Genomic DNA, 24556 nt, shown 5'->3' with positions numbered 1-24556 from the left:
AGGTGACTTTACCTCCCTCCCGTGGCACAGTCACAGCATGGCTGCGAAGGACGCGAAGAAGGCGATCGCCAAGGGCAAGAAGGCCGCCGAGGAGGCGGCCGAACCACGGCGCGGACCAGGTGGCGCGGCCGTCTGGCGGGTCCTCAGCATCGGCTCCTCGGTCATCGCGACCAAGCTCGCGACGGATGCCGCCCAGAAGACCTGGAAGCTCGCCACCGGGCGGCCCGTGCCGATCAAGGGCGACTACGAGCACGAGCGCACCCGCGACGTCATCCTCTTCACGGCCCTCTCGTCGATGCTCGTCTCCGCGGCGCGCATCGCCGCGGAGCGCGGCGCCGTGACCTACTACCGCAACAGCTCGGGGCACCTGCCCAAGCGGCTCGAGGACCAGCAGGTCACCCCGACCGACCGCAAGGCCCACCTCAAGCTCGACCGGGCCAAGCGCCGCTCGGAGTTCCTGCTCCGGCGGGCGATCGACCGCGCGACCCCCTGACGCGACGGTTGCTCCCCCACCGGCGCACGAACTTGTGCACGGTGTCTGCGCCGAGCAGCACCGGCACGACGAGCGTCGCGAGCGCCCAGCCGCGCGGGTCGGGCATTGTCCCGCCGAGCAGCGCGGCAACGGGGGGCCAGCCGAGGATGACGAGAAGGAAGGCGACCTCCGCACCGACCGCCCAGAGCAGCAGGCGGTTGCCGCGCAGCGACCACCGCCCGACGGGCCGCGTGGCGCTTCGGCACGCGAAGGCGTTGGCCAGCTGGCCGAGCACGACGGTGGCGAAGGCGCAGCCCGAGGCCAGGGCCAGCAGCTCGGGGCCGGCGGTCGCGCCGTAGGCCCACCCTCCGCCGACGAGCACGGCGACGAAGACGAGCATCTCGACGAACGCCTCGGCCGGGCCGAGCACGAGGAAGGCACGGCGCACGAGGACGCCGTCGACGAGGGCCCCCTTGTGCAGCGGCCCCTCCATGACGCGGGCGCTCGCGGGCTCTGCGCCGAGGGCGAGCGCCGGCAGCAGGTCGGTGCCGATGTCGAGCGCGAGGATCTGGAGCACCGAGAGGGCGAGCGGCACGTGGCCGAGGGTCAGCGACCAGACGACGAAGGGTGTCAGCTCGGCGACGTTGTCGGTGAGGTGGTAGGTGAGGAAGCGGCGCACGTTGGACCACGTGGCCCGGCCGAGCTCGATGGCGGCGACGATCGTCTCGAAGCGGTCGTCGAGCAGCACGACGTCGGCGGCCTCACGAGCCACGTCGGTGCCCGACGCGCCCATCGCGACCCCGATGTCGGCGGCCCGCAGCGCGGGTCCGTCGTTGACGCCGTCACCGGTCATCGCCACGACGTGGCCCCGCGACTGGAGCGCGGCCGCGATGCGCAGCTTGTCCTCGGGGGTGGCGCGGGCCACGACGGTGCCGTCGACGTCGACGAGCTCGGCCAGGGCCTGCTCGTCGGCGGGTAGCTCGGCAGCCGTGAGCACCGGCCCGCCCGCGAGGAAGCCGACCTCACGGGCGATGGCCTCGGCCGTCGCCGGGTGGTCCCCCGTGATCATCATGACCCGTATGCCGGCCCGCCGGCAGACCTCGACGGCGTCGGACACGCCGGCGCGGGGCGGGTCCTCCATCGCCACGAGGCCGAGCAGCTCGAGCGAGTGCTCGAGCCGGCCCTGGGCGGAGACCGCGTCTCTGCCGTCGCCGTTCTCGTCGGTGGCGTTGGAGCCATCGGTGTCGTCGGAGGCCTCCGGGCCACCGTCGCCGTCCGCCTCGACGAGGCGGCGCCGGGCCACCGCGAGGACCCGGAGGCCGGCAGCGCTGAGGCGCTCGACCTCGCGCTCCGCGATCGCCCTGCCGGAGACGTCCGCGCAGTCGAGCAGCACCGAGTCGGGAGCACCCAGCACGTGCAGCCAGCCGCCGGCGAGGGCGGCGGACCGGCGCAGCACCGGGTCGAAGGGGAACGCACGGTCGATGCGGACGTCGGCCGACGCACCGGCACCGAGCCGCACGGCAAGGGTGTGGATCGCCGCCTCCATCGGGTCGCCGCGGGCCTGCCACCGACCGTCCTGCTGGACCGCCCTGCCGTGGACGCACTCGACGGCCGACCGCGCCAGCTCCCGGGCTGCAGCCGCCGCGGCTGCGTCTCCGCGGCACTCTCCCTCCGGGTCGTAGCCGTGACCGGTGACGGTCACGGCGCCGCTCGGGGTCCACACCTCGACGACGTTCATCTCGTTGCGGGTCAGGGTGCCCGTCTTGTCGGTGCACACGAAGGTCGTCGACCCGAGGGTCTCGACCGACTCGAGGCGCCGCACGAGGGCGTGCCGACCGGCCATGAGCTGGGCGGCCCGGGCGAGCGAGAGGGTGACGGTCGGGAGCAGGCCCTCGGGCACGAGAGCCACCGTGACGCCGACGGCGAAGAGGAAGCCGAAGCCCGGCTCGACCCCGAGCAGGAGCGAGACGCCGAAGGCGACGACGCCGGTGGCGACGGCGAGCACGGCCACGACGGTGACGATGCGGTGCAGCTGGATCGAGAGCGGGCTCGGCGGCCGGCGCGCCGCCCTCGTCAGGGCGGCGATCTCCGCCAGCCGCGTGCGCCCGCCGGTCGCGACGACGGTGCCGCGCCCCACTCCCTCGACGACGAACGTGCCGGCCCGCAGGACCGCACCGACGACCGGCCGCGACGTGACGCTCTCTCCCGTCAGCATCGACTCGTCGACGGCCACCGAGACCGCACGGTCGAGGTGCAGGTCGGCGCTGACCCGGTCACCCGCCTCGAGGAGCACGACGTCGTCGACGACGAGGTCGGTGCCCGACACCTCGACCACCACCCCGTCCCGCACGACGCGGGCCCGCGGTGGCAGCAGGTCGGCGAGCCGCGCGCCCGCCCGCTCGGCGCGGTACTCCTGCGCGAAGGCGAAGACGCCGTTGAGCACGACGACGACGGCGATGGCGACGGCCAGCTGCGGCATACCGGCGACGAGCGCGAGCCCGGCGGCCACCCACAGCACGATCGCGAAGAAGTGCACCATCTGCAGGGCCAGCTGGACGAGCGCCGACCGCGGGCGGGGCGACGGCATGACGTTGGGGCCGTCCCGCTCGAGCCGCTTCCTGACCTCGGACGCACTCAGGCCACCGGCTGACACCTCGGGGGGTCCGGCGGCGACCGCGCGCTCCATGGGTCACCTCCCGCGCTCGTCCCTCGACGACCTCCCTTTTCACGCTACGCGCCGGAGTCGCTCGCGGAGAGGGACTTTCGGCACTACGCGCAGGCCACCCCCACGACCGAGCATGCAAGGAGGCGAGGACACCGCACGGTGCGCCGGGCACATACGCGACCGGAGGAAACCATGACCATCATCGAGAGGACGACGAACGGACCGCTCGTCGTCGAGCTGCACGACGGAGACCGGTCGATGGCCGGACTGCTTGGTGGCAAGGGGGCCGGACTGGCGGAGATGACCCGGCTCGGGCTGCCCGTGCCACCCGGCTTCATCATCACGACCGAGGCCTGCCGGGCCTACCTCACGACCGGCGGGGAGCCGGACGGCCTGTGGAGCCGCGTCGAGGACGAGCTGGAGGCGCTCGAGGAGCGCACCGGCCTGCGCCTCGGCGACCCGCTGCGCCCGCTCCTGCTGTCGGTGCGCTCCGGCGCCCGCTTCTCGATGCCCGGGATGATGGAGACCGTCCTCGACATCGGGATGACCGACGAGGTCGCGACCGCGATGGTCCGTCGCGGCGAGGCGCACTTCACGTGGGACTGCTACCGGCGGCTCGCACAGATGTACGGCCGCACGGTGCTCGGGGTCGACGGACGGCTCTTCGACGACGAGCTGGCCGCGATGCGCCGCTCGACGGGCGTGGAGACCGACGCCGAGCTCGACGCCTACTCGCTCAAGCTGCTGACGCACAGCTTCCGCCGGATCATCCGCGAGCAGACCAGCGAGGACGTGCCGCAGGACGGCCGGGAGCAGCTGCACGCTGCGGTGCTTGCCGTCTTCAGCTCGTGGAACGGCGACCGGGCCCGCCTCTACCGCCAGCACGAGGGCATCTCCGACGACCTCGGCACCGCCGTCAACATCGTCCAGATGGTCTTCGGCAACCGCGGCGAGGACTCTGGCAGCGGCGTCTGCTTCACCCGCGACCCCGTGAGCGGCGCCCCCGGAGCCTTCGGCGACTACCTGCCGAACGCCCAGGGCGAGGACGTCGTGAGCGGCGTCCGCAGCCCGCTCGACCTCTCGGAGCTCCAACGCCGTGACCCTGAGCTGCACCGCCAGCTGAGCGAGCACCTGCGCACCCTCGAGACCCACTACCGCGACCTCTGCGACGTGGAGTTCACCGTCGAGCGCGGCCGGTTGTGGATCCTCCAGACCCGCCTCGGCAAGCGCAGCCCGGCTGCCGCCTTCCGCATCGCGGCGGCGCTCGTCGACGACGGGGTCATCGACCTCGACGAGGCGCTGACCCGCGTCGACGGCCTGCAGCTGCAGACCCTGCTCCACCCCACCTTCACGCGTGACGCGTCGGCCGCGACCCTGGCGCACGGCCTCGCCGCGAGCCCGGGCGCCGCGACCGGCCAGCTCGTGCTCGACTCCGCGACCGCCGTCGAGCGCGCGGCCCTCGGGCACCGGGTCGTGCTCGCTCGTCCCGAGACGAGCCCCGACGACTTCGGCGGGCTCGTGGCGGCGCGCGCGGTCATCACCGCACGCGGCGGCCTCACCTCGCACGCGGCTGTCGTCGCGCGGGGTCTCGGGCGCAGCTGCGTCACCGGCGTCGAGGGCCTCGTCATCGACGTCGAGGCCCGCACGGCGACCTTCCCGGGTGGGCGGATCCTCGCGGAGGGTGCCCTGCTCTCCGTCGACGGCACGACCGGCGACATCTTCGAGGGGCAGCGCGAGATCGAGCAGAGCGCCGTCGCGACGGCCATCCAGGGCGACGCGCCCTCTGATGCGGACCCCGTCGTCGACGCCGTGCTGCGCCTGCTGGCACACGCCGACCGCCGTCGTCACCTCAAGGTGATGGCCAATGCCGAGATCCCCGAGGAGGCCCGTGCTGCAAGGCGATTCGGAGCGCAGGGCATCGGTCTCTGTCGCACGGAGCACATGCTGCTCGGGTCGCGACGCGAGCTCGTCGAGCGTCTCGTGCTCGACGACGACCGCGAGGGAGCACTCGCCCAGATCGAGGAGCTCGCCCTGCGCGAGCTCAGCGCGCTCCTCGTCGAGATGGAGGGGCTGCCCGTCGTCGTGCGGTTGCTCGACCCGCCGCTGCACGAGTTCCTGCCCGACCTCGTCGAGCTGTCGGTGCGGGCGGCCCTCGAGGCGGAGCGTGGCACCGAGGACCCCGACACGACAAGGCGACTCGCCGCGGTGCGTCGCTGGCACGAGTCCAACCCGATGCTCGGTCTGCGCGGTGTGCGCCTGCTCACCGTGCTGCCCCAGATCATCGACGCGCAGGTGCGTGCCCTCGCCGAGGCGACGGTGCGGTTGCGCGCCGAGGGCCACACGGTCGCCCCCGAGCTCATGGTGCCGCTCGTCGCCGACGTCGCGGAGCTCGTCGGGGCCCGCGAGCGGATCGAGCGCGTCGTCGCCGAGGTCGCGCAGGCGCACGGCACGGAGCTGCACCTGCCCGTCGGGGTCATGGTCGAGCTGCCCCGTGCAGCGCTCACCGCCGCGGCCCTCGCCGGTGAGGCCGACTTCTTCTCCTTCGGCACCAACGACCTCACCCAGACGAGCTGGGGCATGTCGCGTGACGACGCCGAGGCCGGCTTCCTCTCCGCCTACCGCCAGGCGGGTGTCCTCACGACCAACCCGTTCGAGACGATCGACGAGGCCGGTGTCGGCGCCCTCGTGCGGATGGCCGCCGACGACGGCCGCCGCGCCCGCCCGACCCTCGGGCTCGGGGCGTGCGGCGAGCACGCGGGCGACCCTCGGTCGACGGCCTTCTTCGAGGCCGTGGGCGTCGACTACCTCTCGTGCTCGCCGCCCCGGATCCCCGTCGTGCGGCTCCAGGCCGGACGTGAGGCCGTGCTCGCAGAGGGGCGCACCACCACCGCTGACACGCGCTGAGAAGCACTGCCGCTCAAGGCGGTCCGACGAGCCGGTATGCCGTCCGGCTCGCCGGTCGGCGCCCCTCACGTCGCGGGCGTCGTCCTCCTGATGTCGGTCCAGCCCGTCCAGCCGCGTTCCTCCAGCAGCTCGAGCAGCCGCCCGGCGCACGCGAAGGACTCGAGGAAGGCCGCGTCGAGCAGCTCGACGAGCGCGGGGCTGACCGGGTGCTCGTCCTCGACCCCCGCGCCCTGCGCCGCTGCGGCCTCGATGAACGCGGCCACCCGGTCGGCCAGGGCGGGCAGGCGGGGGTCGTCCGGGCCGCAGTCGACGAGGTCGCCGATGTCGAGGTAGAGCCGACGCAGCGGCTCGTCGTCGATCTGGGTCTGCTTGATCGCCATGAGGTCAGCGACCGCCTCGGGCATCTGTGCCGCGATGAGGATCCAGCTGTCGCGCTCGACCTCGATGACGCGCTCGGGGAAGCCCAGCTCGCGCATCCTGTCGACGTAGGCGACCGCCTCGGGCGGCAGGGCGAGGCTGTCGCCGGCCGCGAGCCGGGCGATCCGCTCCCGGTGCCGCTGGAGCTCCCGGATCTCGGACCGCAGGCGCCGGTCGAGGTCGCCCACTGCCACGGCGAAGTCCGCATCACCCGCCGACAGGAGCTCACGCACGCGCGACAGCGGCACGCCGGCGTCGGCGAGGGTGCGGATCCGGATGAGCTCGACGACGGCCGCCGCGCCGTAGCGCCGATAACCGGAGTGGTCGCGTTCGGGCTCGGGCAGCAGGCCCTTGGCGTGGTAGTGCCGGACGGCACGCACCGTCACACCCGCGTAGGCCGCGAGCTGGCTGATCGTCAGCATCGCCCCATTCTCGGGGCGTCTGCGGCCCGTGTCGCCCTCGGTCACGTGATCTTGCGGCGGTAGGTGCGCATGGCGAGCGCGTAGGCGACGAGCAGCAGACCGACGCACCACGCGAGGGCGAGCATCCCCTCGCTGCCGACCGGCTGCCCGGCGAAGAGGTGGCGGATGGTGTTGACGATCGGGGTGACGGGCTGGTGCTCCGCGAACCATCGCACGGGGCCCGGCATGCCGTCGGTCGGGACGAAGGCCGAGCTGATGAACGGCAGGAAGATCAGCGGGTAGGAGAACCCGCTCACGCCGTCGACGGACGTCGCCGTCAGTCCGGGGATCACGGCCAGCCAGGTCAGCGCCAGCGTGAAGAGCAGCATGATCCCGAGAACCTCGAACCACGCGAGCAGGCCTGCGCCCGTGCGGAACCCCATCGCCAGCGCGACGAGGACGACGAGCACCAGCGAGGTGAGGTTCGCCACCAGAGAGGTGAGCACGTGGCCCCAGAGGAAGGCCGGCCGGGCGATCGGCATCGACTGCAACCGCTCGAAGACGCCGCCCGAGACGTCGGTGAACACCCGAAAGGCCGTGTAGGCGACGCCGGAGGCGACGGTGATGAGCAGGATGCCGGGCAGGAGGTAGTTGACATACGAGTCGGTACCGACGTCGATGGAGCTGCCGAAGACGTAGACGAAGAGCAGCAGCATGGCGATCGGCGTCACGGCCGTCGTGATGATCGTGTCGGGGCTGCGCACGATGTGGCGCAGCGACCGTCGCAGGAGGACGTCGGTGTCGTGGAGGACGTGGGTGGTCATCGGGTCTCCATGGGGGAAGCGCCGTCGTGGCCGACGATCGCGAGGAAGATCTCTTCGAGGGACGGCTGCTTCTCGACGTACTCGACCGTCGTCGGCGGGAGCAGCGCCTTGAGCTCCGCGAGGGTGCCGTCGGCGATGATCCGGCCGTCGTGGAGCACGGCGATCCGGTCGGCGAGCTGCTCGGCCTCGTCGAGGTACTGGGTCGTGAGCAGCACCGTGGTGCCGTGACCGGCCAGCTCCCGCACCGTCCTCCAGACCTCGAGCCGCGACTGCGGGTCGAGGCCGGTTGTCGGCTCGTCGAGGAAGAGGACGGGCGGGTCGCCGATGAGGCTCATGGCGATGTCGAGCCGGCGACGCAGTCCGCCGGAGTAGGTCGCGACCCGCTGCCCGGCCACGTCGGTGAGGTCGAAGCGTGCGAGCAGGGCATCGGCGACCCCGCCCGCGTCGTCGACCCGGCGCAGCTGGGCGATGAGCACGAGGTTCTCGCGTCCGGTGAGGATCGCGTCGACGGCGGCGAACTGTCCGGTGAGGCTGATCGACTCACGGACCGCTGCCGCGGCGGTCACGACGTCGTGGCCGGCCACGGCGGCGCGCCCGCCGTCGGGTCGCAGGAGGGTGGAGAGGATCCTCACCACGGTCGTCTTGCCGGCCCCGTTGGAGCCGAGCAGGGCGTGGATGGTGCCCGCGCGGACGACGAGGTCGACGCCCTCGAGCACCGCGTGGTCGCCGTAGGACTTGGTGAGTCCGGCGATTTCGATGGCTGCTGGTGTGGTCATGACTCAAGGCTGCAACCCTGACGCTGCGTCAAGGTCAAGCCCCCCGCGAAGGCCGCGTTGCGGCCACGCTGCCGGAGGGCCGCCTAGCCCGTCGGGCGCGAGCCGACGGTGTAGCGGACCTGCTGCCAGACCGGCAGGGTGCCGTCCGGAGCGGCGGCCGCGTCGAACCGCCGGCGCGTCTCCTCGAGCACCCGGGAGGTGTCGTCCTGCGACATCCGCTCCCACGCGACCCGTTGCCCGACCGAACGCGAGAAGCGCAGCCACTGGTCGAAGCTGTCGAAGGCGAACTCGACGCGGCGCGACGACGTGCGCACGTCCGTCGCACCGGCGTCGGCGAGCAGCGCCGCCATCCCCTCGTCGCTCGCGAACGGGCTCTGCGGCCCGACGCTGCGCGGGTCGAGCGGCGGCATGAAGTCGCGCAGCGGGGCCTCGAGCGTCTGCCACTGCTCGTTCGAGGGGCCGAAGGTGCTCAGCCCAATCCGACCACCCGGTGCGAGCAGCCGGACCCACCGCGACAGGGCCGCCGCGGGCTCCGGCAGGAAGAAGATCACCAACGACGAGATGGCCACGTCGAAGGACGCCGCCGGCAGGTCGGGGTCGCTCGCGTCCCCGACGAGGACGGTGACGTCGACGGGGCTGCCCTCGAGCGACCGGCGTGCCAGCTCGGCCATGGCCGGACTGAGGTCGATCCCCACGAGGGATCCACCGGGGGCCACTGCCGCGGCGAGAGCCCGGCTCGAGGTCCCGTTGCCGCAGCCGAGGTCGAGCGCCCTGTCGCCGGGCGCGGCCCCGACCGCCTCGACGAGCCCGTCGGCGATCGGCTGGAAGAACGACACCCCGACGTTGTCGTAGTCGGCGGCGACGAGGTCGAAGACCCGCCGAACCCCGGACACCATCTCCTCGCGGTCCATGCCGCCAGTCTGCACCGGGCGTAGCGCGGCCGCCGGGAAAGCCCGAGACGCCTGATGCTCGTCGGGGGCCTTCCGTCACGCACCCGGAGGCGGCTCGGCCTTGCGGTGCGTCGCGGCATACACCGCGGCCTGGGTGCGTCGCTCCATGCCCATCTTCGCGAGCACGGTCGAGACGTAGTTCTTCACCGTCTTCTCGGCGAGGCCGAGGTGCTCGCCGATCTGGCGGTTCGTCAGGCCGTCGGCGATGAGGTCGAGGATGCGGCGCTCGGTCGGTGACAGGGACCGCAGCCGGGGGTCGGTCTCGGCACGCGCCGACCAGCCCTCCCGCAAGGCCTTCACCTGGGGCTGGTCGGTGAGGTCGGCGCCCGCGGCGACCCGCCGGATGGCCTCGACGATGCCTTCTCCGGAGAGGGCCTTGAGCAGGTAGCCCGAGGCACCGGCGAGCACCGAGGCGACGAGGGCGCGCTCGTCGTCGTAGGACGTGAGGATGAGGACCCGGATGGTCGGGTCGACCGACCGGATGTCACGGCAGACGTCGATGCCAGACCCGTCGGGCAGGCGCGCGTCGAGCACGGCGACGTCGGGCCGCAGGGCCGGGATGTGCCGCGTCGCCTCGGCGGCCGAGCCCGACTCCCCGACGATGACGAGGTCTCCGGTCGCCTCGATGAGGTCGCGCAGGCCGCGGCGGACGATCTCGTGGTCGTCGAGGAGGAAGACGCTGGTCGTCAACCGCTGCTCCTGTCGTCGCTCGCCGGTGCCGGCACGTGCCAGTGCAGGCGGGTACCGCCGTGCGCACCGGGCTCGAGGCTCAGTCTGCCCCCTGCGGCCTCGGCGCGGGCGCCGAGGTTGACGAGCCCGCTGCGCGCCTGGTGGCCGTCGATGCCGACGCCGTCGTCGACGACCTCGACGTCGACCCCGCGACCCACCGACACCCGCACCCGTGCCGACGAGGCATGGGCGTGGCGAGCCACGTTGGCGAGACCCTCGCGAACCACGGCCTCGACGTCCGCTCGCAGGGGCGGCGCGAGCGTGTCGGGCCAGGCCCCCTCGACCGTCACCTCGGGCGTGAAGCCCAGGCTGACGGCATACGACTGCGCGATGTGGGCGATGCGTGCGGGCAGCGCGGCGGACGGCTGTGGCGCGTGCAGCCCGAAGATCGCCTGACGGATCTCGGTGATGGCGCTGTCGAGCTCCGCGACGGCGGCGTTGAGGCGAGCCTGGACGACCGGGTGCTGTGCGAGCGGCGTCGTCGACTGGAGCGACAGCCCGGTCGCGAAGAGCCGTTGGACGACGTTGTCGTGCATGTCGCGGGCGATGCGCTCGCGGTCCTCGAGCAGGGCGATCGTCGCCCGGTCGACGTGCGACCGGGCGGCAGTCAGCGCCACGCCCGCCTGGAGCGCGAAGGCCACCTGGTCGGGCAGCGTGTCCTCGGCCACGAGCTCCTCACCCGGCCCCCAGCCAGTGAGCAGCAGCCCCAGGGGGGCGGGCCCAGCCGCGAGCGGCACGACGGCGACCGGCGACGCCGCGTCGAGGTCGAGCAGGCGCCTCGCGTCGATCGCCGGTAGGGCTCGGGCGTCGGAGGCGCCACCCGGCACGTGGAGGAGCGGCTGGCGCGCGTGGAGCGCGTCGGTCCAGAACGGCCCGAGGAGCAGCGACCCCCGGAGGTCGACAGCGCCGACACCCGCGTCGTCGAGGGTGCACGCCGCCCGCACCTCGAGCCGGTCGGCGGCGTCGGACAGCACGACCGCGACCGCCCGGGCGGAGCTCGCCTCGAGCACCTGGTGCACGAGGAGCTCGAGCGACGCCTCCTCGTCGTCGCTCTCGAGAAAGGACTGCGCGAGCTCGCTCGCCGCCACGGACCACCGCTGCCGCGTCTGGCTGCGCTCGTAGAGCCTGGCGTTGTCGATCGCGACGGCCGCCGCTGCCGCGAGCGACACGACGAGGGCCTCGTCGTCCGCGGTGAAGTCGGACCCGTCGATCTTCTCGGTGAGGTAGAGGTTGCCGAAGACGTGCTGGCGCAGGCGAATCGGCACCCCGAGGAAGGAGCGCATGACGGGGTGGTGAGCGGGGAATCCGGCCGACTCGGAGTGCTCCCCCAGGTCGCGCAGCCGGAGCGGGCGGGGGTCGCGGATGAGCAGGCCCAGCACGCCCCTTCCCGTGGGGGGCGCGCCCAGCCGCTGGCGCTCCTCCTCACTCAGGCCGTACGTGTAGAAGCCGGAGAGGTGATGGACGTCGGGGCCGAGCACGCCGAGGGCGCCGTACCTCGCACCAACGAGCTCACACGCAGCCCTGGTGATCCGGTGTAGGACGCCAGTGAGGTCGAGATCGGCACTGAAGGGAACCACCGCATCGAGCAGGGACCTGAGGTCAGGCTGCTCCATGCTCTGATCGTATGCAGCAGAACCCTCCCCACGCCCCGAACCGCACAGCCGACCTCGGAGAGCGCCGATCACCGGGACCTTTGGCTCTGCTCGCGGACGGGCTGTGATGGTGACATGGAGACGTCGCGGGAGTGCGGGCGCGCAGCCCACCACCCACCGGCCGCCCCGGTCCGGTCCACGACCCGCGCAGAGCGAGGGAGGCATCATGCGAGCACGAGTGGGAGACCGGATCATCCTTGCAGCCGAGCACATCGACCAGCCGACGCGGGACGGGGAGGTGCTCGAGGTGAGAGGCGAGGACGGCGGACCGCCCTACCTCGTCCGGTGGTCCGACGGACACACGGGCCTCATCTTCCCCGGGCCCGGGACGGTGCTGCGGCTCGGCACCGCCGACGAGGTCGGGGCGCCGGCAACCGCGCACCCCCACGCAGACGCCACGTCGTCCGCGCCGGTCACCTACGTGCGCGAGTGGAGCGTGCGCGTGTCGATCCTCGAGTCGGGTGACGACACGCGAGCGAGCGTCGTGCTTCTCGCCGACGCCCCGGGCCCGCTGTCGGCGCGCGGTGCGAGCCACCGGTCCTCGACGGACGACCCCGTGGCCACCATCGGCGACGAGGTGGCCGTCGCCCGCGCCCTCCGGCACCTTGCGGACCGCCTCGTCGAGACGGCCGAGCACGCGATCGAGGCCCGCACGGGCGAAGAGGTGCACGTCCGCCGCACGTGACGCGCCCTGCCGCAGGAGGACGAGATGGACGACCACCCGCAGGCCCGCACGGCGGCCCCGGCCCTGACGTTCTACGGGGCTGCGGGCACCGTGACGGGGAGCAAGTTCCTCGTCGACGGTGCCCGCGGTCGGGTGCTCGTCGACTGTGGCCTCTACCAGGGTGAGAAGCGCTGGCGCGAGCGCAACTGGGAGGACTTCCCCGTGCCGCCCGAGACGATCGACGCCGTGGCGCTGACGCATGCGCACCTCGACCACTGCGGCTACCTCCCGGCGCTCGTGCGCGGCGGTTTCACCGGTCCGGCGCTGACGACGGTGGGAACGGCGGCCCTCGCTGCGGTCATCCTCCGTGACAGCGCCCGCCTGCAGGAGGAGGAGGCGGAGGGGGCGCGCCGCGGCGGGTGGTCGCGGCACGACCCGCCGCTCCCGCTCTACGACGTCGCGGACGCCGAACGCGCCATCGCTGCGCTGCAGCCGCTCGAGCCGGCCGGTGCCGCCGACGGCGACCGGGGGAAGTCTGTCGCCCCCGACACCCAGTCGGTATGCGTGGGGCCCGGTGCCGGCGTCGAGGTGACCTTCGTGCGCGCCGGGCACATCCTCGGGTCCTCGAGCGTGCTCGTCGAGGTCGACGGCGCGGGTGTGCTCTTCTCGGGCGACCTCGGGCGGCCTGACCACCCGGTGCTGCTGCCCCGGGCGCGGCCCCCGGCTGCGCGGACCGTGGTCATCGAGTCGACCTACGGCGACCGGGCCCACCCCGAGGTCGACCCCGAGCACCGCGTCATGGCCGACGCGATCCGTCGCACGATCGGGCGCGGGGGCACGGTCGTCATCCCGGCCTTCGCCGTCGACCGCACCGAGATCGTGCTGCTCGCGATCGCCGACCTGATCGAACGGCACGCCATCCCCGACGTGCCGGTCTGGGTGGACAGCCCCATGGCGCTCGCCGCCCTCGACATCTACCGCGACCCGGCACACGCCGCCGAGCTGCGGCCGGACGCCCTCGAGCGGCTGCGGCGGCTGCACGGACTGCGGTCTGCCCACACGGCGGAGGAGTCGATCCGGCTCAACACCCCCGGCACCCCGTGCATCATCGTGTCGGCCTCGGGCATGGCGACCGGCGGACGGGTCATCCACCACCTGCGCCACCTCCTGCCGCAGTCGCGCAACTCGGTGCTGCTCACCGGCTACCAGGCCGTCGGCACCCGCGGGCGCGACCTCCAGGAGGGCGCCCGCGAGGTCAAGATCACCGGCCACTACGTGCCGGTGCGGGCCGAGATCGTCACCCTCGACGACTTCTCCGTGCACGCGGACGCCGACGAGCTGCTCACCTGGCTGGGCGAGCTGCCCGAGACCCCCGAGACGGTCCACGTCGTCCACGGGGAGCCCGCGGCGGCGCAGGCCCTGGCGGACGGCATACGCCGTCAGTTCGACTGTGCCGTCTCGGTGCCGCGCTACGGGGAGCGGGTGCTGCTCGACTGAGGATCGGTGGGCCGGCGACCCTGTGCAGCCGGCCCGAGACGTGGTGTCCTAGAACGGCACCGCGACGACGGAGAAGGAGGTGTGCCATGGAGGCACGGGTGGGTGACCGCATCACGATGGCGGGCGAGCACGTGGGCCAGCGTCCGCGCGAGGGCACGATCCGTGAGGTCAAGGGCGAGGCCGGTGGGCCGCCCTACCTCGTGGAGTGGAACGACGGCCACACCGGGCTGATCCACCCCGGGCCGGGCTCGGTGCTGCGGTGCGAGCACGTCGAGGCGGACACGGCGACGTGACCTGACGGGCCGAGCCGCCGACGGCGTCCGGCGTCGGGCGTCAGTGGGGCGCGACGCCCTGGACGGCGGGGGCCGCGTCCGCCCGCGCCATGAGCGTCTTCGTGTAGGCAGCCACGCGCGTCCACACGACGAGGGCGAGCGCGAGGTTGGCGGTGAAGACGACGACGTACTCCCACGTCGCCGCGACGTGGGTCGGCACGTCGTCACCGGGCACCTTGGCGAAGACGAGCCACTGGCCGGCCACGACGAAGTACGTGAGGACGTAGAGGCTCGCGATGACGACCCAGTTGAGGATCGGCGCCCACGGGCGCGCCGCCTTGAGCTCGGGGGTGCCGTAGAGCTTCTGGAGGGCGCGGCGCGGGCCGACGTCGAGGTAGCGGTAGGCGACGATCCACCAGAGCAGCAGGTAGTAGAGGTCCCACCGGACGGCGATCGCGGCCACGAAGATGTGCAGGCCGTACTCGAAGAAGTTGCGTGCCACGACCCACGTGCCGATGAGGCGGCCGAAGGACTGGGGGTTGCGGTTGAAGAACGCCGCGATGGGCAGGGACGACGTGACGAGGGCGATCCGGCCACCCCAGTACCAGAGCGTGCTCTTGTTCGCGACGGACCACGGACCGATGACGAAGAGGTCCAGTGACACGACGACGATGTGGAGGGTGAAGAGACCCAGCGCCAGGCGGTTCGAGAACAGCGGGTTGAGCAGCTGCTCCGGGTGGCGCCTGCCCTGGATGATCTGCCGGATGCCGACCGACATGCCCCACGCGAGCAGGGCGACGTAGATCAGGCTGATGACCCAGTCCACGGGGTCACGTCTTCCGGCGGAATCGGCCGCGCAGGTTGTCGATGACGGCCTTGCCGAGCGTGATCGGGTGGCTCAGTGCCGTCTGCAGCTTGAACTCGGCGCTGTCGGGGTTGAAGGCGACCCCGAGCTGCTGGAGCGGCGTGGCGAGGTCCATGTAGATGATCTCGTTGACCATCGACTCACCCTCGAACTCGAAGACGAGGCACATCGGGAAGTCGACCTTGCGCCCGGTGGCCGGCAGCCCACGCCAGACCCCGAGATGCGTGCCACGGAAGCGGCCCTCGACGACCACGACCTCGGTGGACGGCGACGGCGAGACCCGCGTCGGCTCGAAGTGGAAGTCCGGGAAGGCCAGCTTGTTCTCGTCGAGGAAGCCACACACGGCGTCGGCACCGTCGTAGACGATGTCGTCGGCCGGGACCTCGTACTTCGCCTTGCCGAACTTCGCTGCGCAGGCAGGGAAGTCGTGCAGGTTCTCGAGTCGCATGTGCTCGAGAACGGTCTCCAGCCGGACGTCGGTGTCAGCCACGATTCGGAGCATACGGCTGCGAAAGAGGGGCCGTGATGGATACCGTCGAAAACACGGTGTCGCCGACAGCTACCGGTGACTGGAGGCTGGATGCTTCGAGAGGTTCGGCTCGCTCTCGCCCTCAACGGCGGCGTGAGCCTCGCGATCTGGATCGGCGGGGTGGTCGACGAGCTCCTGCGTGCCGTCAGCGCGGGCAAGGACCATCCACTGGCGCAGCCCGAATGGGTCGACCTCTGCCGCGAGCTCGACGTCGTCGTCGAGATCGACGTCGTCGTCGGCACGAGCGCGGGCGGCCTCAACGGCGCGTTCCTCGCGACGGGCCTGGCGAACGATGCTCCGAATCTTGTTGCGCTGCAGCAGCTCTGGATCGAGGCAGGAGACTTCTCACAGCTGCTGCAGCCGCCGCGGACCACGGGGATCCGCTCGCTGCTGCGGGGCGACACCTTCTTCCTGCCGGAGCTCCAACGAGCGCTGGAGTCGGTGGCGGCCAGCGGTCGCGAGGAGGTCGTGCTCGACCCACCGCTCGACATCCGGCTCACCTCGACCGACCTCAACGGCAAGGTCCTGCGCATCTCCGACGGCGAGTCGGTGCTGCGCACGGTCGACCACTCGGTCGAGTTCCGCTTCACCGACGAGGACTTCCACTTCAGCAAGGACCCGCTCGCGTCGGCCCGCGTGGCCCGGGCCTGCCGCTCGACGGCGTCGTTCCCCGGCGCCTTCGAGGCGAGCGCGATCCCGGCCGGGCTCTTCGAGGCCCGGCACGCACCCGCGCTCGCCGTCGACGGCACCGTCGTGCCGACCTACCTCGTCGACGGCGGCGTGCTCAACAACCTGCCGGCTCGCAACGCCGTCGAGGCCATCGCCAGCCAGCCCGCGGGCGAGCGCGTCCACCGGGCCCTCGCCCTCGTCGTCCCCGACCCCGGAGGGGCGACCCAGGAGTCCGGTGAGCTCGCGGAACCGCTCCTCGGACGGACCGTGGGGCGGTCGAGCGTCGGCATCCCCCGCAACCAGTCGCTGGCGCAGTTCGTCAGCGAGGTGCGCGACCTCAACAACGACGTGCTCAGCCGCCGCGCCGCCCGCGCGGCCTTCCTCGGGCAGCTCGGCGGCCTCGACCCGGCCGCGGCGTGGGGCCGCTTCAGCGGGGTCGCCGAGGCGCTGTTCCCGTCCTACCGTGCGGCCCGGCACCGACGCTCGGTCGACCGGATGCTCTCGCGCCTCGCTGACCGGGTGCCGCCCGCGCTGGCGGACGAGCTGGTCCGGATCGCCGGCGACGCCGACTCGGTCGTGCTCCCCTGGGTCCCCGACCTCTACGACGTGCGCGCCGGCGACGCCTGGGGAGGCTCCCCCGTACGGCGGCTCGCCGCCCTGCTCCTCACGTGGACCAACCTCGCCGCCCTCGTGCTCGCCGAGGCCGGCGACACCTCCGGTGCTGCGAGCCTGCTCGCGACGAAGCGCAGCCTCAGTGCGATCCGCGAGGACGCCGACACCTACGGCACCATCGGCTCCATCGACGACCTGCTCCTCGAGGAGATCTCGTACCTGCCGGACCGACCGTACGACGCCGTCGTCATCGCCCTCCAGCGTTGGGCCGACGCGGATGACGTCGATCAGCTCCAGGACCTCGTCGACCGGCTCGTCGAGCACCTCGGGCAGCTCGTCGAGGCCGTGCGCCCGCACGTGTCGGACCCTCGGACCGAGGCGACCCGCACGTGCGCCGGCCTCGTCCGGCTCTACGACGGGGCGGGGCCCGAGGGCCTGGGCCGCCTGCTCCTCGGCTTCGAGGTCATCGAGATGGCCTTCGGGCCCGCCGACCCGCCCCCTGACCAGACGATCCGGCTCGCCCACTTCACCGCCGACGAACGGGTCACCATCGACCCTGCCGGCCGCGACGACCCCGACGAGAAGCTCGCCGGCGTCCAGCTCGCGCACTTCGCGGCGTTCCTCAAGCGGTCGTGGCGGGCCAACGACTGGATGTGGGGGCGTCTCGACGCCGCAGAGCGCCTCGTGCGTCTGCTCGACGAGGCGAGCGACCACCAGCTCACGCGGACGGGTCGGCTCGACCACCACCTGCGCGCCGTCGAGGCCGCCGTCCTGCGCGACCTGCTGCCCGTCGTCTCGGTGGAGATCGACAACGACGGCGCGGTCGGGGCCAACGTCTCGGCGCAGGCGCGCACCTTCGCCGACGCCGTCCGCGCCGCAGGCACCCCCGTCGGTGACGGGGGCGGCCAGGTGAGCCTCGCCGGCGTCGGAGAGGAGGAGCTCGCGCACCTCCTCTCGCTCAACCACGTCGGCGTCGAGCGGCTGGCCGGAGAGGTCGGTATGCCGCGCGCCTCCGCCCTGCTGCTCAACGCCGCCACGACCACCGCGACCCTGCTCAAGGACGAGACGCCCCGGGGCATCAGCCTCCTGTCGGGGGCCGTCTCCTGGCTCGCCACGCTGGCGTGGCGCTGGCAGCACCTCCCGGTGCGGCGCCGCCAGCTCTTCGTCGGGCTCTTCTGGCTCGTCACCCTCGGGGCCCTCGCGGTGACGGTGGTGCAGCGTCAGACGGGCGTGCCCGTGTGGGCAGCCATCGTCACCGCGCTGCTCGTCCTCGCCGGGCTCGTGCTCGCTGCCGGCTGGGTCACCCTCTTCCGGCTCAGACGACGCTCTCGCCGTGCCGCGGCCCCGGCCCGCGCCGCGCAACCCCCTGCACTCGACCCACCACCCGTCTCAGAGAGGAAACCGGCATGACCACCACCGCGCCGACCCCCGCCAGCGATCTCCCCGGCAGCGACAACGCCGTGTCAGCCGGCGACCTCCACATGCTCGCCGAGCGCTACGAGGAGGCAGCCGCCGCCTACCGCGAGGCCATCGCGGCCGGCCTCGGCGGCCCTGCCGTGGAGCACAAGCTCCAGCGGGCCGAGACAGCCGCCGCCAGTGCCGTGAGCCGCGGCGAGCAGCAGACCCCGGTCTTCCGGGCCCGCTACGCGGAGGTCGCCGCAGGCGAGTCGCTCGTGCCCCCGCCGCACCTCCCGAAGCCGGCTGCGAACCCTCGGCCACCTCACGACGTCGGCGACACCGTCCGCGTGGCGGTCGGTCGCGCGGTCGGCACGGGTGGCTCGGCGCTCTTCCACGGCCTGACCCGGCTGGCAGGCCGCGGCGGGGTGAGCGGGCCCATCTGGACCAACTGGTACACCGCGGGCGAGAGCCTGCCCGGTCCGATGCGCAAGTGGTACCAGATCCTCCGGCTCGCCTACATGCGCGAGACGCTCTTCGAGAACAACCTCGTCCGCCCGTACCCGCAGGGCGCCAAGACCGGCTACGTCGACGCGACTCTCGAGCCGCCCGAGTGGGCGCACCGCTGGCGCAGCGCCGACGGGTCGTGGAACTACCTGCTCAAGGACGCGGACGGCAGGTACGACCCGATGGTCGGGGCGGCATACACCCGCTTCTTCCACAACGTCGGCGACGACCGCGGACTCGCCGGGATCCACCCGCCCGCAGACCCGGCCACCGACCCCGTGAGCGTGCGGGAGCTGAGCCGCCGGCTGCTCACGACGAAGGGTGAGCGCAAGACGGTGCCCTTCCTCAACCTGTGGGCGGCAGCGTGGATCCAGTTCCAGAACTCCGACTGGGTGAGCCACGGCTCGAACGACTCCACCCGCACGGCCGAGATCCCACTCGCCGAGGACGACCCCCTGCGCTCCTACGGCATCGACCACCTCACCATCCACCGGTCCGACGCCGACCCGACACGACGCCCGGAGGACGAGGGCCTGCCGCCGACCTTCCTCAACGAGGTGACGCACTGGTGGGACGGGTCGCAGCTCTACGGCAGCGACTGGGAGACCCAGCAGCGGGTGCGCTCCATGGAGGGCGGCCGGCTCACGGTGACCGACGACGGGACCCTGCCCACCGACGAGGAGACCGGCACGGAAGTCACCGGCTTCACCCGCAACTGGTGGGTCGGGGTCGGGCTGCTCCACACCCTCTTCGTCCGCGAGCACAACGCCATCGCCGACATGCTCGCCGAGCACCACCCGGACTGGGACGACGAGACGCTCTTCCAGACCGCACGCCTCATCAATGCCGCGGTGATGGCGAAGATCCACACCGTCGAGTGGACGCCGGCCATCCTGCCCAACCACTCGCTCAACGACGGGATGATGAGCAACTGGTACGGGCTCATCACCAACGCCTTCGGCGGCAAGCACAAGCACGTGCTCGAGGACATCCCAATCACGAGCCGAGAGCTCGGCGGCATCGTCGGCAACCCACAGGGCACGTTCGCGAAGTACGGCCTCAGCGAGGAGTTCACGGCCGTCTACCGCATGCACTCCCTCCTGCCCGACGTCGTCCACGTGAAGAACCTCGACGGGACGCCGAACGACGACGTGCCGCTGGGGCGGACGCGGCACGCCAACTCCCCCCGGATGATCCACGAGTACGGCATGGAGTCGCTCGCGCGGACGTTCGGCGAGCAGGCACCAGGAGCCCTCGTCAACAACAACTACCCCGCGTCGATGCAGGACATCTCGCTGCCGGGCATCGGCGTCATGGACATGGGTTCCGTCGACCTCTACCGCGACCGCGAGCGCGGCGTGCCGACCTACAACCAGCTGCGCCGGGAGATCGGCCTCAAGCCGATCCACTCCTTCGACGACCTCATCGACGACAAGGAGGCCGTGGCGAACCTCCGCGACCTCTACGGCACCGACGACCAGGGCCGCGACAAGGTCGACGACATGGACCTGCTCATCGGCACGCTGACCGAGGCGCACCGGCCGACCGCATTCGGCTTCGGCGAGACGCTCTTCCAGATCTTCATCCTCAACGCGAGCTGGCGGCTGCTCGGAGACCGGTTCTACACCGACGACTACCGCTCCGAGGTCTACACCCCGGAGGGTCTCGCGTGGGTCGACGACGCGACGTTCAAGAGCGTGCTGCTGCGCAACATCCCCGCGCTCGCCTCCACGGGACTCGCGAACGTCTCCAACGCGTTCGAGCCGTGGGACGAGGGTCGGCTCAGCGAGGAGCGACACCCCCTCCGGGCGTGCACGAAGGGCCTCGGCCCCGACCCCTGGGCCGGTGACGCGGCGCGGCAGTAGGTGGCGCCTCCGGGTCGACCTCCGGGTCGACCTCCGGGTCGGCCCGGAGCGGCTTCCCGGGCGGACGTGACGACATAAATCGTCCCAATCTTCCCATGCTGCAAGCCAATTCCCTGCGAAGTCGTCCGCTCACGTGCCTCTCGGGTGTGCAATGAGCACCGGGAGGCTCCAGTGCCACGTCGTCATGACAGCGTCGGGGGGCCATCGACCAGGATCCCGCGGCGACCGGCCGCCGCGGGACGTTCGCTGCTGGGCCGGCTGCTCGCCGCGGTCGCCGTGCTGGGCCTGGCCGCGAGCCTGGTCGGCGCGGGCGCCGCTCTCGCAGACCCAGCCAAGCCGAAGCCGTCCACGCAGCACAGCACCACGACGTCGAAGTCCGGCGCCAAGGCATCCGGATCGCCCACTGCCCGAACGGCATCCGGCTCGCAGTCGCGGCCCACCGCCAGGGTGGCGCGCCTGGTGCTCAGCCCCCGACGCGTCTTCGTCACGCCCGGCCAGCGGGTGACCTACACGGCCGTGGCCGTCGACGCCTCCGGTCGTCGTCTCGGCGACGTCACGAGCCGCACGAGCTTCTCGATCTCGTTCGCCGCGACCGGCGGCTCCGTGGCGCGTCGAGACGGGTCGTGCGCCGGGTCGTCCTGCGCGGCAGAGCACCTCGGGCGGCACACCGTGACAGGCGTGCTCGCGGGCAGCGGCACCTCGGTCCGGGGCACCGCGCAGGTGCAGGTCGTGCCGAAGCGTCACACCCGGCCCGGTCCGACCCCGTCGCCGGGTCCGACTCCGTCACCCACACCGTCACCCACTCCCACACCGCCTCCGTCGCCCACCCCCACTCCGGCTCCGACTCCGACGCCCGGTCCGACGCCACAGCCGGGTCCGACTCCCGCGCCCCCGACGAGCCGCGTCACCGCGGTGCGCATCGATGGGACGGCGAGCACGATCACCGCCGGCGGCACGGTGACGTATGCCGCCCGCGGCCTCGACGGGACGGGCCGGCCGGTCGCCGACCTCACCGCCCTCACCACCTTCCGGATGACCACACCGGGCCGGTGCAGCGGCGCCGTGTGCACCGCAACGCAGGCCGGCTCCTACACCGTGGTCGGGACCGTCACGATCCCTGACGGGACGTTCCGCGGCTCGGCGACGCTCCGGGTGGTGCCGGGTCCCCTGGGCCGGCTGACGCTCACCCCCCAGCAGGCGAGTGCTGTCGCGGGCCAGGCGGTGTCCTTCCGCGCCGTCGGCACCGACTGGTTCGGCAACCCACTCGGCGAAGTCACCAGCACGACCGCCTTCACGGTCACCGCGCCGGGCCGCTGCACGGGCGCCACCTGCACGGCAACCACCGCCCAGACGTATGCCGTCCGAGGCACCGTCGACGTCGCCGGGCGTCGCGTCACCGGAACCTCCGCGCTCGTGGTGACGCCGGGACCGGTCGCGGTCCTCGTGGTCTCGCCGTCGCGGACCAGCGTCTCGGCCGGGCAGCCGGTCGACGTCCGGGCTCAGGGCACGGACACGTTCGGCAACACCGTCGGCGACGTCACCGACCGCGCCGCCTTCACGATAACCGCACCCGGGAGGTGCACGGGTGCCTCGTGCACCGCGACCGAGGCGAAGACGTACGAGATCACAGCGCTCGTCACCGACGGTGGGGCACCCGTGCGCGGCTCCACGGTCGTCGAGGTGAGTCCCGGTCCTCTGCAGCGGCTGCAGCTCGACCCGCCCAGCGCGGTTGCGACCGTCCGCGCGAAGGTCGCCTTCCGCGCCTACGGCACCGACGGGTTCGGCAACCGGCTCGCCGAGCTCACCGTCTCGACGACGGTCGCCATCGGACCGGACGGCAGCTGCACCGGCCAGACGTGCTCGGCCACCACCGTCGGGGCCCACACCGTCACGGCTTCCGCAGACCTGGGCCCGGACACGGTCACCACGAGTGCGGACGTGCTCGTCGTCGCGACCGACGTCGTCGGGCTCCGGCTCAACCCGCGCTTCGCCCAGACCCGACCGGACCAGACGGCGACCTTCACCGCCGTCGGCGTCGACAAGGACGGTGCCGTCGTCACCGACCTCACCCGCTACTCCGCCTTCGACATCACGCCTGACGGTCAGTGCAGCGGGCAGACGTGCTCGGCCGGGCGCCTGGGCAGGCACACGGTGACGGGCACGCTCTACACCACGGGCGGCTCGGTCACCGACGTCGTGCCGGTCGAGGTCGTCGCCAAGCGGGGGGTTGCCGACCGGACGCCCGGCGCCATCGCGAACATCCAGGTGAGTCCCGGCACCGCCCAGGCCGACGCGGGCGCCGGCGTCACCTACGTCGCGACCGGCGTCGACACAGCCGGCACCCCGGTCGCCGACCTCACGAGCCAGACGACCTTCACGATGTCGCCCGACGGCTCCTGCGCCGGCGCCACCTGCATCGCCACGACGCCCGGTCCCCACACGGTGACCGGCACGTTCACCGGGGTGGCGAGCGCTGCGCCCGCCGTGGCCCCCCCTGCGCCCGCTGTCGTGGCCCCCGCCGTGGCCGGCGGCACCGCGGTCGCCGACGGCACCGCGGTCGCCGGCCGTCCCGCCGGCATCACGGTGTCGCGCGCGATGTCCGCCCGCACCGACGTGCGCGCGCGCGCCGCGACGACGCTCACGGGGCAGGCCTCCCTCGACGTGCGGGCCGGGCCCGGCTCGTGCCTGGTGGCGCCCACGGACCTCACGACGCTGACCGCGACGACCCAGCCCGCCGACGGCGGCGCCGCGTCGGTGCGGGTCGACGGCGTCTTCGCCACGCGCTTCGCCACCTGCCCCGTCGTCGTGCTCGTCGACGACCGCCCCGTGCAGGACGTCACGACGATCGCGGCCGACGGCACCATCGTCGCCGCCACGACGATCTCGGGGGACCCACCCTCCGGCGCCGGCACCGGCGCTGACGCAGGCCCTGGAACCGGCACGGCCCAGGTCACGGCCATCGACGGCCGCCCGATCAAGCAGGTGGGGTTCACGCTCCCGCCCGCGCCTCAGAAGGGCCCCAGCTGGTTCGTCTGGCTCCTGCTCGGCCTCGCCCTCATCGCCCTTGCCGCTGCGGCGAACACCGTCCGCAACCGGAGGCAGCGACGCTGGGTCAGCCAGCACGTCCTCGTGACGGCGACACCCGTGCAGGGCAGCGTCAGCGCGGGTCGCGAGCCGGACGCGGGCCCGTCCGTCGGCATCCGGCTCGTGCCACGGTCCGATCCCGCACGCGTCGACATCGCCACCGAGGAGGACCGATGACCACCACCACCGCCGCCGCCCCCACGCTCAGTGCCGCCGCCTTCCTCTTCGGTGGTGACGACGACTCCCTCCACCAGCTCGCCGACGCGCTCAAGGACAGCGGGGTCGTCGGGGCTGCGACCTCGGGGCTGCGCACCCTGTCCAAGGCCGGGCTCGACGCGGTGGGTGACCAGCTCGCCTCCGTCGTCCACGGCCTGCTCGACATCGGGCTCGACACCCTCATCCTCGAGGGGTGGCGCAAGTTCGACGACCTGCACGCGGCCGCCCAGCGCACGAGGGGGGCGATCGGCACCAGCGAGGTGCTCGACCTCGCCTCGCACTCCATCACGTCGAGCCACCAGCCGCGGGTCGAGCTGCGGCTCGACGACGTCCCCCTCGCGACGGTGGAGTTCGAGCTCTCCCTCACCTTCGCGCTCAAGGCGGCCGTCGCGACGGTCCGCGACGGGCGTCTCGTCTCCCTCCACTCGGGCGTGTGCGACGTCGAGGGCGCGCTGGGGTTCAGTGACAAGCCCCTGGCGTCACGCTCGGGTCACTTCGAGCTGCCCCTCATGATGCGCCTCGGCGACGGCGTCCCGCTGCTCGCCGACCGGTCGAGGGCGGCACCGCCCACGACCGCGAGCTGAGGCCGGC

Annotated in this window: 18 protein-coding genes; 9 read left to right on the top strand and 9 right to left on the bottom strand. The window is 72.7% G+C overall.

Translation table 11 applies throughout. From position 1 onward, the window contains the following. The first annotated feature begins 37 nt into the window (after nucleotides 1–37). Nucleotides 38–493 (top strand): DUF4235 domain-containing protein, encoded by a 456-nt coding sequence (locus FBY41_RS21530; RefSeq protein ID WP_141847031.1) that lies wholly within the window; start codon nucleotides 38–40, stop codon nucleotides 491–493. Here FBY41_RS21530 and FBY41_RS21525 read toward each other — a convergent pair. Then, entirely contained in the window at nucleotides 423–3158 is a 2736-nt protein-coding gene (locus FBY41_RS21525; RefSeq protein WP_141847029.1) for a cation-translocating P-type ATPase, read from the bottom strand. The two genes, FBY41_RS21530 and FBY41_RS21525, sit on opposite strands and share 71 nt — an antisense overlap. A gap of 171 nt (nucleotides 3159–3329) precedes the next feature. Between FBY41_RS21525 and ppdK the strand changes: the two genes are divergently transcribed. Further along, nucleotides 3330–6041 carry a pyruvate, phosphate dikinase gene (ppdK, locus tag FBY41_RS21520; protein ID WP_141847027.1) on the top strand — a complete coding sequence of 904 codons (2712 nt, stop codon included), beginning with the start codon at nucleotides 3330–3332 and terminating at the stop codon, nucleotides 6039–6041. A gap of 65 nt (nucleotides 6042–6106) precedes the next feature. On the opposite strand, the gene FBY41_RS21515 is transcribed toward ppdK, so the two are convergent. The 6 genes from FBY41_RS21515 to FBY41_RS21490 form a co-directional block, all read right to left on the bottom strand. Further along, on the bottom strand, nucleotides 6107–6880 hold the full coding sequence (locus tag FBY41_RS21515) for a MerR family transcriptional regulator (protein WP_141847025.1): 774 nt from the start codon (nucleotides 6878–6880) through the stop codon (nucleotides 6107–6109). 41 nt (nucleotides 6881–6921) lie between these two features. Then, nucleotides 6922–7683, bottom strand: a complete 762-nt coding sequence (locus FBY41_RS21510; RefSeq protein WP_141847023.1) for an ABC transporter permease — start codon at nucleotides 7681–7683, stop codon at nucleotides 6922–6924. Further along, the gene (locus tag FBY41_RS21505) at nucleotides 7680–8459 is read right to left on the bottom strand and encodes an ABC transporter ATP-binding protein (protein WP_141847021.1); all 780 of its coding nucleotides are present in this window, start codon (nucleotides 8457–8459) and stop codon (nucleotides 7680–7682) included. The genes FBY41_RS21510 and FBY41_RS21505 overlap by 4 nt, the downstream gene beginning before the upstream one ends. An 83-nt stretch (nucleotides 8460–8542) precedes the next feature. Beyond that, complete coding sequence (locus tag FBY41_RS21500) at nucleotides 8543–9370, bottom strand: class I SAM-dependent methyltransferase (RefSeq protein WP_141847019.1); 828 nt, start codon at nucleotides 9368–9370, stop codon at nucleotides 8543–8545. A gap of 75 nt (nucleotides 9371–9445) precedes the next feature. After that, nucleotides 9446–10099, bottom strand: coding sequence for a response regulator (locus FBY41_RS21495; protein WP_141847017.1), 654 nt, complete (start codon nucleotides 10097–10099; stop codon nucleotides 9446–9448). Then, nucleotides 10096–11751, bottom strand: coding sequence for a GAF domain-containing sensor histidine kinase (locus FBY41_RS21490; RefSeq protein WP_185749200.1), 1656 nt, complete (start codon nucleotides 11749–11751; stop codon nucleotides 10096–10098). The genes FBY41_RS21495 and FBY41_RS21490 overlap by 4 nt, the downstream gene beginning before the upstream one ends. Nucleotides 11752–11956: 205 nt before the next feature. Here FBY41_RS21490 and FBY41_RS21485 point away from each other — a divergent pair, with 205 nt between their 5' ends. The 3 genes from FBY41_RS21485 (at nucleotide 11957) to FBY41_RS21475 (ending at nucleotide 14244) form a co-directional block, all read left to right on the top strand. After that, nucleotides 11957–12475 (top strand): DUF1918 domain-containing protein, encoded by a 519-nt coding sequence (locus FBY41_RS21485; protein WP_141847012.1) that lies wholly within the window; start codon nucleotides 11957–11959, stop codon nucleotides 12473–12475. A 24-nt stretch (nucleotides 12476–12499) separates the two neighbouring features. After that, nucleotides 12500–13951 carry an MBL fold metallo-hydrolase RNA specificity domain-containing protein gene (locus FBY41_RS21480; protein ID WP_141847010.1) on the top strand — a complete coding sequence of 484 codons (1452 nt, stop codon included), beginning with the start codon at nucleotides 12500–12502 and terminating at the stop codon, nucleotides 13949–13951. 86 nt (nucleotides 13952–14037) lie between these two features. Then, nucleotides 14038–14244: a DUF1918 domain-containing protein gene (locus FBY41_RS21475; protein ID WP_141847008.1), complete on the top strand. Its 207-nt coding sequence runs from the start codon at nucleotides 14038–14040 to the stop codon at nucleotides 14242–14244. A gap of 40 nt (nucleotides 14245–14284) precedes the next feature. Here FBY41_RS21475 and FBY41_RS21470 read toward each other — a convergent pair whose 3' ends face one another. Next, nucleotides 14285–15049: a hypothetical protein gene (locus tag FBY41_RS21470; protein ID WP_141847006.1), complete on the bottom strand. Its 765-nt coding sequence runs from the start codon at nucleotides 15047–15049 to the stop codon at nucleotides 14285–14287. Nucleotides 15050–15053: 4 nt separating this feature from the next. Continuing rightward, the gene (locus tag FBY41_RS21465) at nucleotides 15054–15578 is read right to left on the bottom strand and encodes an ester cyclase (protein WP_185749199.1); all 525 of its coding nucleotides are present in this window, start codon (nucleotides 15576–15578) and stop codon (nucleotides 15054–15056) included. A 90-nt stretch (nucleotides 15579–15668) separates the two neighbouring features. Between FBY41_RS21465 and FBY41_RS23685 the strand changes: the two genes are divergently transcribed. The 4 genes from FBY41_RS23685 to FBY41_RS21440 all read left to right on the top strand — a co-directional run bounded on the left by FBY41_RS23685 (nucleotide 15669) and on the right by FBY41_RS21440 (nucleotide 24549). Further along, nucleotides 15669–18308 (top strand): patatin-like protein, encoded by a 2640-nt coding sequence (locus FBY41_RS23685; RefSeq protein ID WP_221629383.1) that lies wholly within the window; start codon nucleotides 15669–15671, stop codon nucleotides 18306–18308. Next, a complete protein-coding gene (locus tag FBY41_RS21455; RefSeq protein WP_141847002.1) occupies nucleotides 18305–20665 on the top strand; it encodes a peroxidase family protein in 2361 nt (786 codons plus the stop codon). Before FBY41_RS23685 ends, FBY41_RS21455 begins: the two co-directional genes overlap by 4 nt. Before the next feature lie 171 nt (nucleotides 20666–20836). Beyond that, nucleotides 20837–23926, top strand: coding sequence for a hypothetical protein (locus tag FBY41_RS21445; RefSeq protein WP_185749198.1), 3090 nt, complete (start codon nucleotides 20837–20839; stop codon nucleotides 23924–23926). Beyond that, the gene (locus FBY41_RS21440) at nucleotides 23923–24549 is read left to right on the top strand and encodes a hypothetical protein (RefSeq protein ID WP_141846996.1); all 627 of its coding nucleotides are present in this window, start codon (nucleotides 23923–23925) and stop codon (nucleotides 24547–24549) included. The genes FBY41_RS21445 and FBY41_RS21440 overlap by 4 nt, the downstream gene beginning before the upstream one ends. Nucleotides 24550–24556: the final 7 nt, after the last annotated feature.

The sequence above is a fragment of the Humibacillus xanthopallidus genome, assembly GCF_006716675.1.
GTDB lineage: Bacteria > Actinomycetota > Actinomycetes > Actinomycetales > Dermatophilaceae > Humibacillus > Humibacillus xanthopallidus_B.
This window is presented reverse-complemented; position numbering and strand designations above follow the sequence as displayed.

Bases quoted from the DNA above. Each gene is read 5' to 3' on its own strand.
- FBY41_RS21500 (WP_141847019.1), bottom strand. From the start codon at position 9,370: ATGGACCGCGAGGAGATGGTGTCCGGGGTTCGGCGGGTCTTCGACCTC.
- FBY41_RS21525 (WP_141847029.1), bottom strand. From the start codon at position 3,158: ATGGAGCGCGCGGTCGCCGCCGGACCCCCCGAGGTGTCAGCCGGTGGC.
- FBY41_RS21440 (WP_141846996.1), top strand. From the start codon at position 23,923: ATGACCACCACCACCGCCGCCGCCCCCACGCTCAGTGCCGCCGCCTTC.
- FBY41_RS21480 (WP_141847010.1), top strand. From the start codon at position 12,500: ATGGACGACCACCCGCAGGCCCGCACGGCGGCCCCGGCCCTGACGTTC.
- FBY41_RS23685 (WP_221629383.1), top strand. From the start codon at position 15,669: ATGCTTCGAGAGGTTCGGCTCGCTCTCGCCCTCAACGGCGGCGTGAGC.
- FBY41_RS21485 (WP_141847012.1), top strand. From the start codon at position 11,957: ATGCGAGCACGAGTGGGAGACCGGATCATCCTTGCAGCCGAGCACATC.
- FBY41_RS21530 (WP_141847031.1), top strand. From the start codon at position 38: ATGGCTGCGAAGGACGCGAAGAAGGCGATCGCCAAGGGCAAGAAGGCC.
- FBY41_RS21455 (WP_141847002.1), top strand. From the start codon at position 18,305: ATGACCACCACCGCGCCGACCCCCGCCAGCGATCTCCCCGGCAGCGAC.
- FBY41_RS21490 (WP_185749200.1), bottom strand. From the start codon at position 11,751: ATGGAGCAGCCTGACCTCAGGTCCCTGCTCGATGCGGTGGTTCCCTTC.
- FBY41_RS21475 (WP_141847008.1), top strand. From the start codon at position 14,038: ATGGAGGCACGGGTGGGTGACCGCATCACGATGGCGGGCGAGCACGTG.
- FBY41_RS21510 (WP_141847023.1), bottom strand. From the start codon at position 7,683: ATGACCACCCACGTCCTCCACGACACCGACGTCCTCCTGCGACGGTCG.
- ppdK (WP_141847027.1), top strand. From the start codon at position 3,330: ATGACCATCATCGAGAGGACGACGAACGGACCGCTCGTCGTCGAGCTG.
- FBY41_RS21515 (WP_141847025.1), bottom strand. From the start codon at position 6,880: ATGCTGACGATCAGCCAGCTCGCGGCCTACGCGGGTGTGACGGTGCGT.
- FBY41_RS21505 (WP_141847021.1), bottom strand. From the start codon at position 8,459: ATGACCACACCAGCAGCCATCGAAATCGCCGGACTCACCAAGTCCTAC.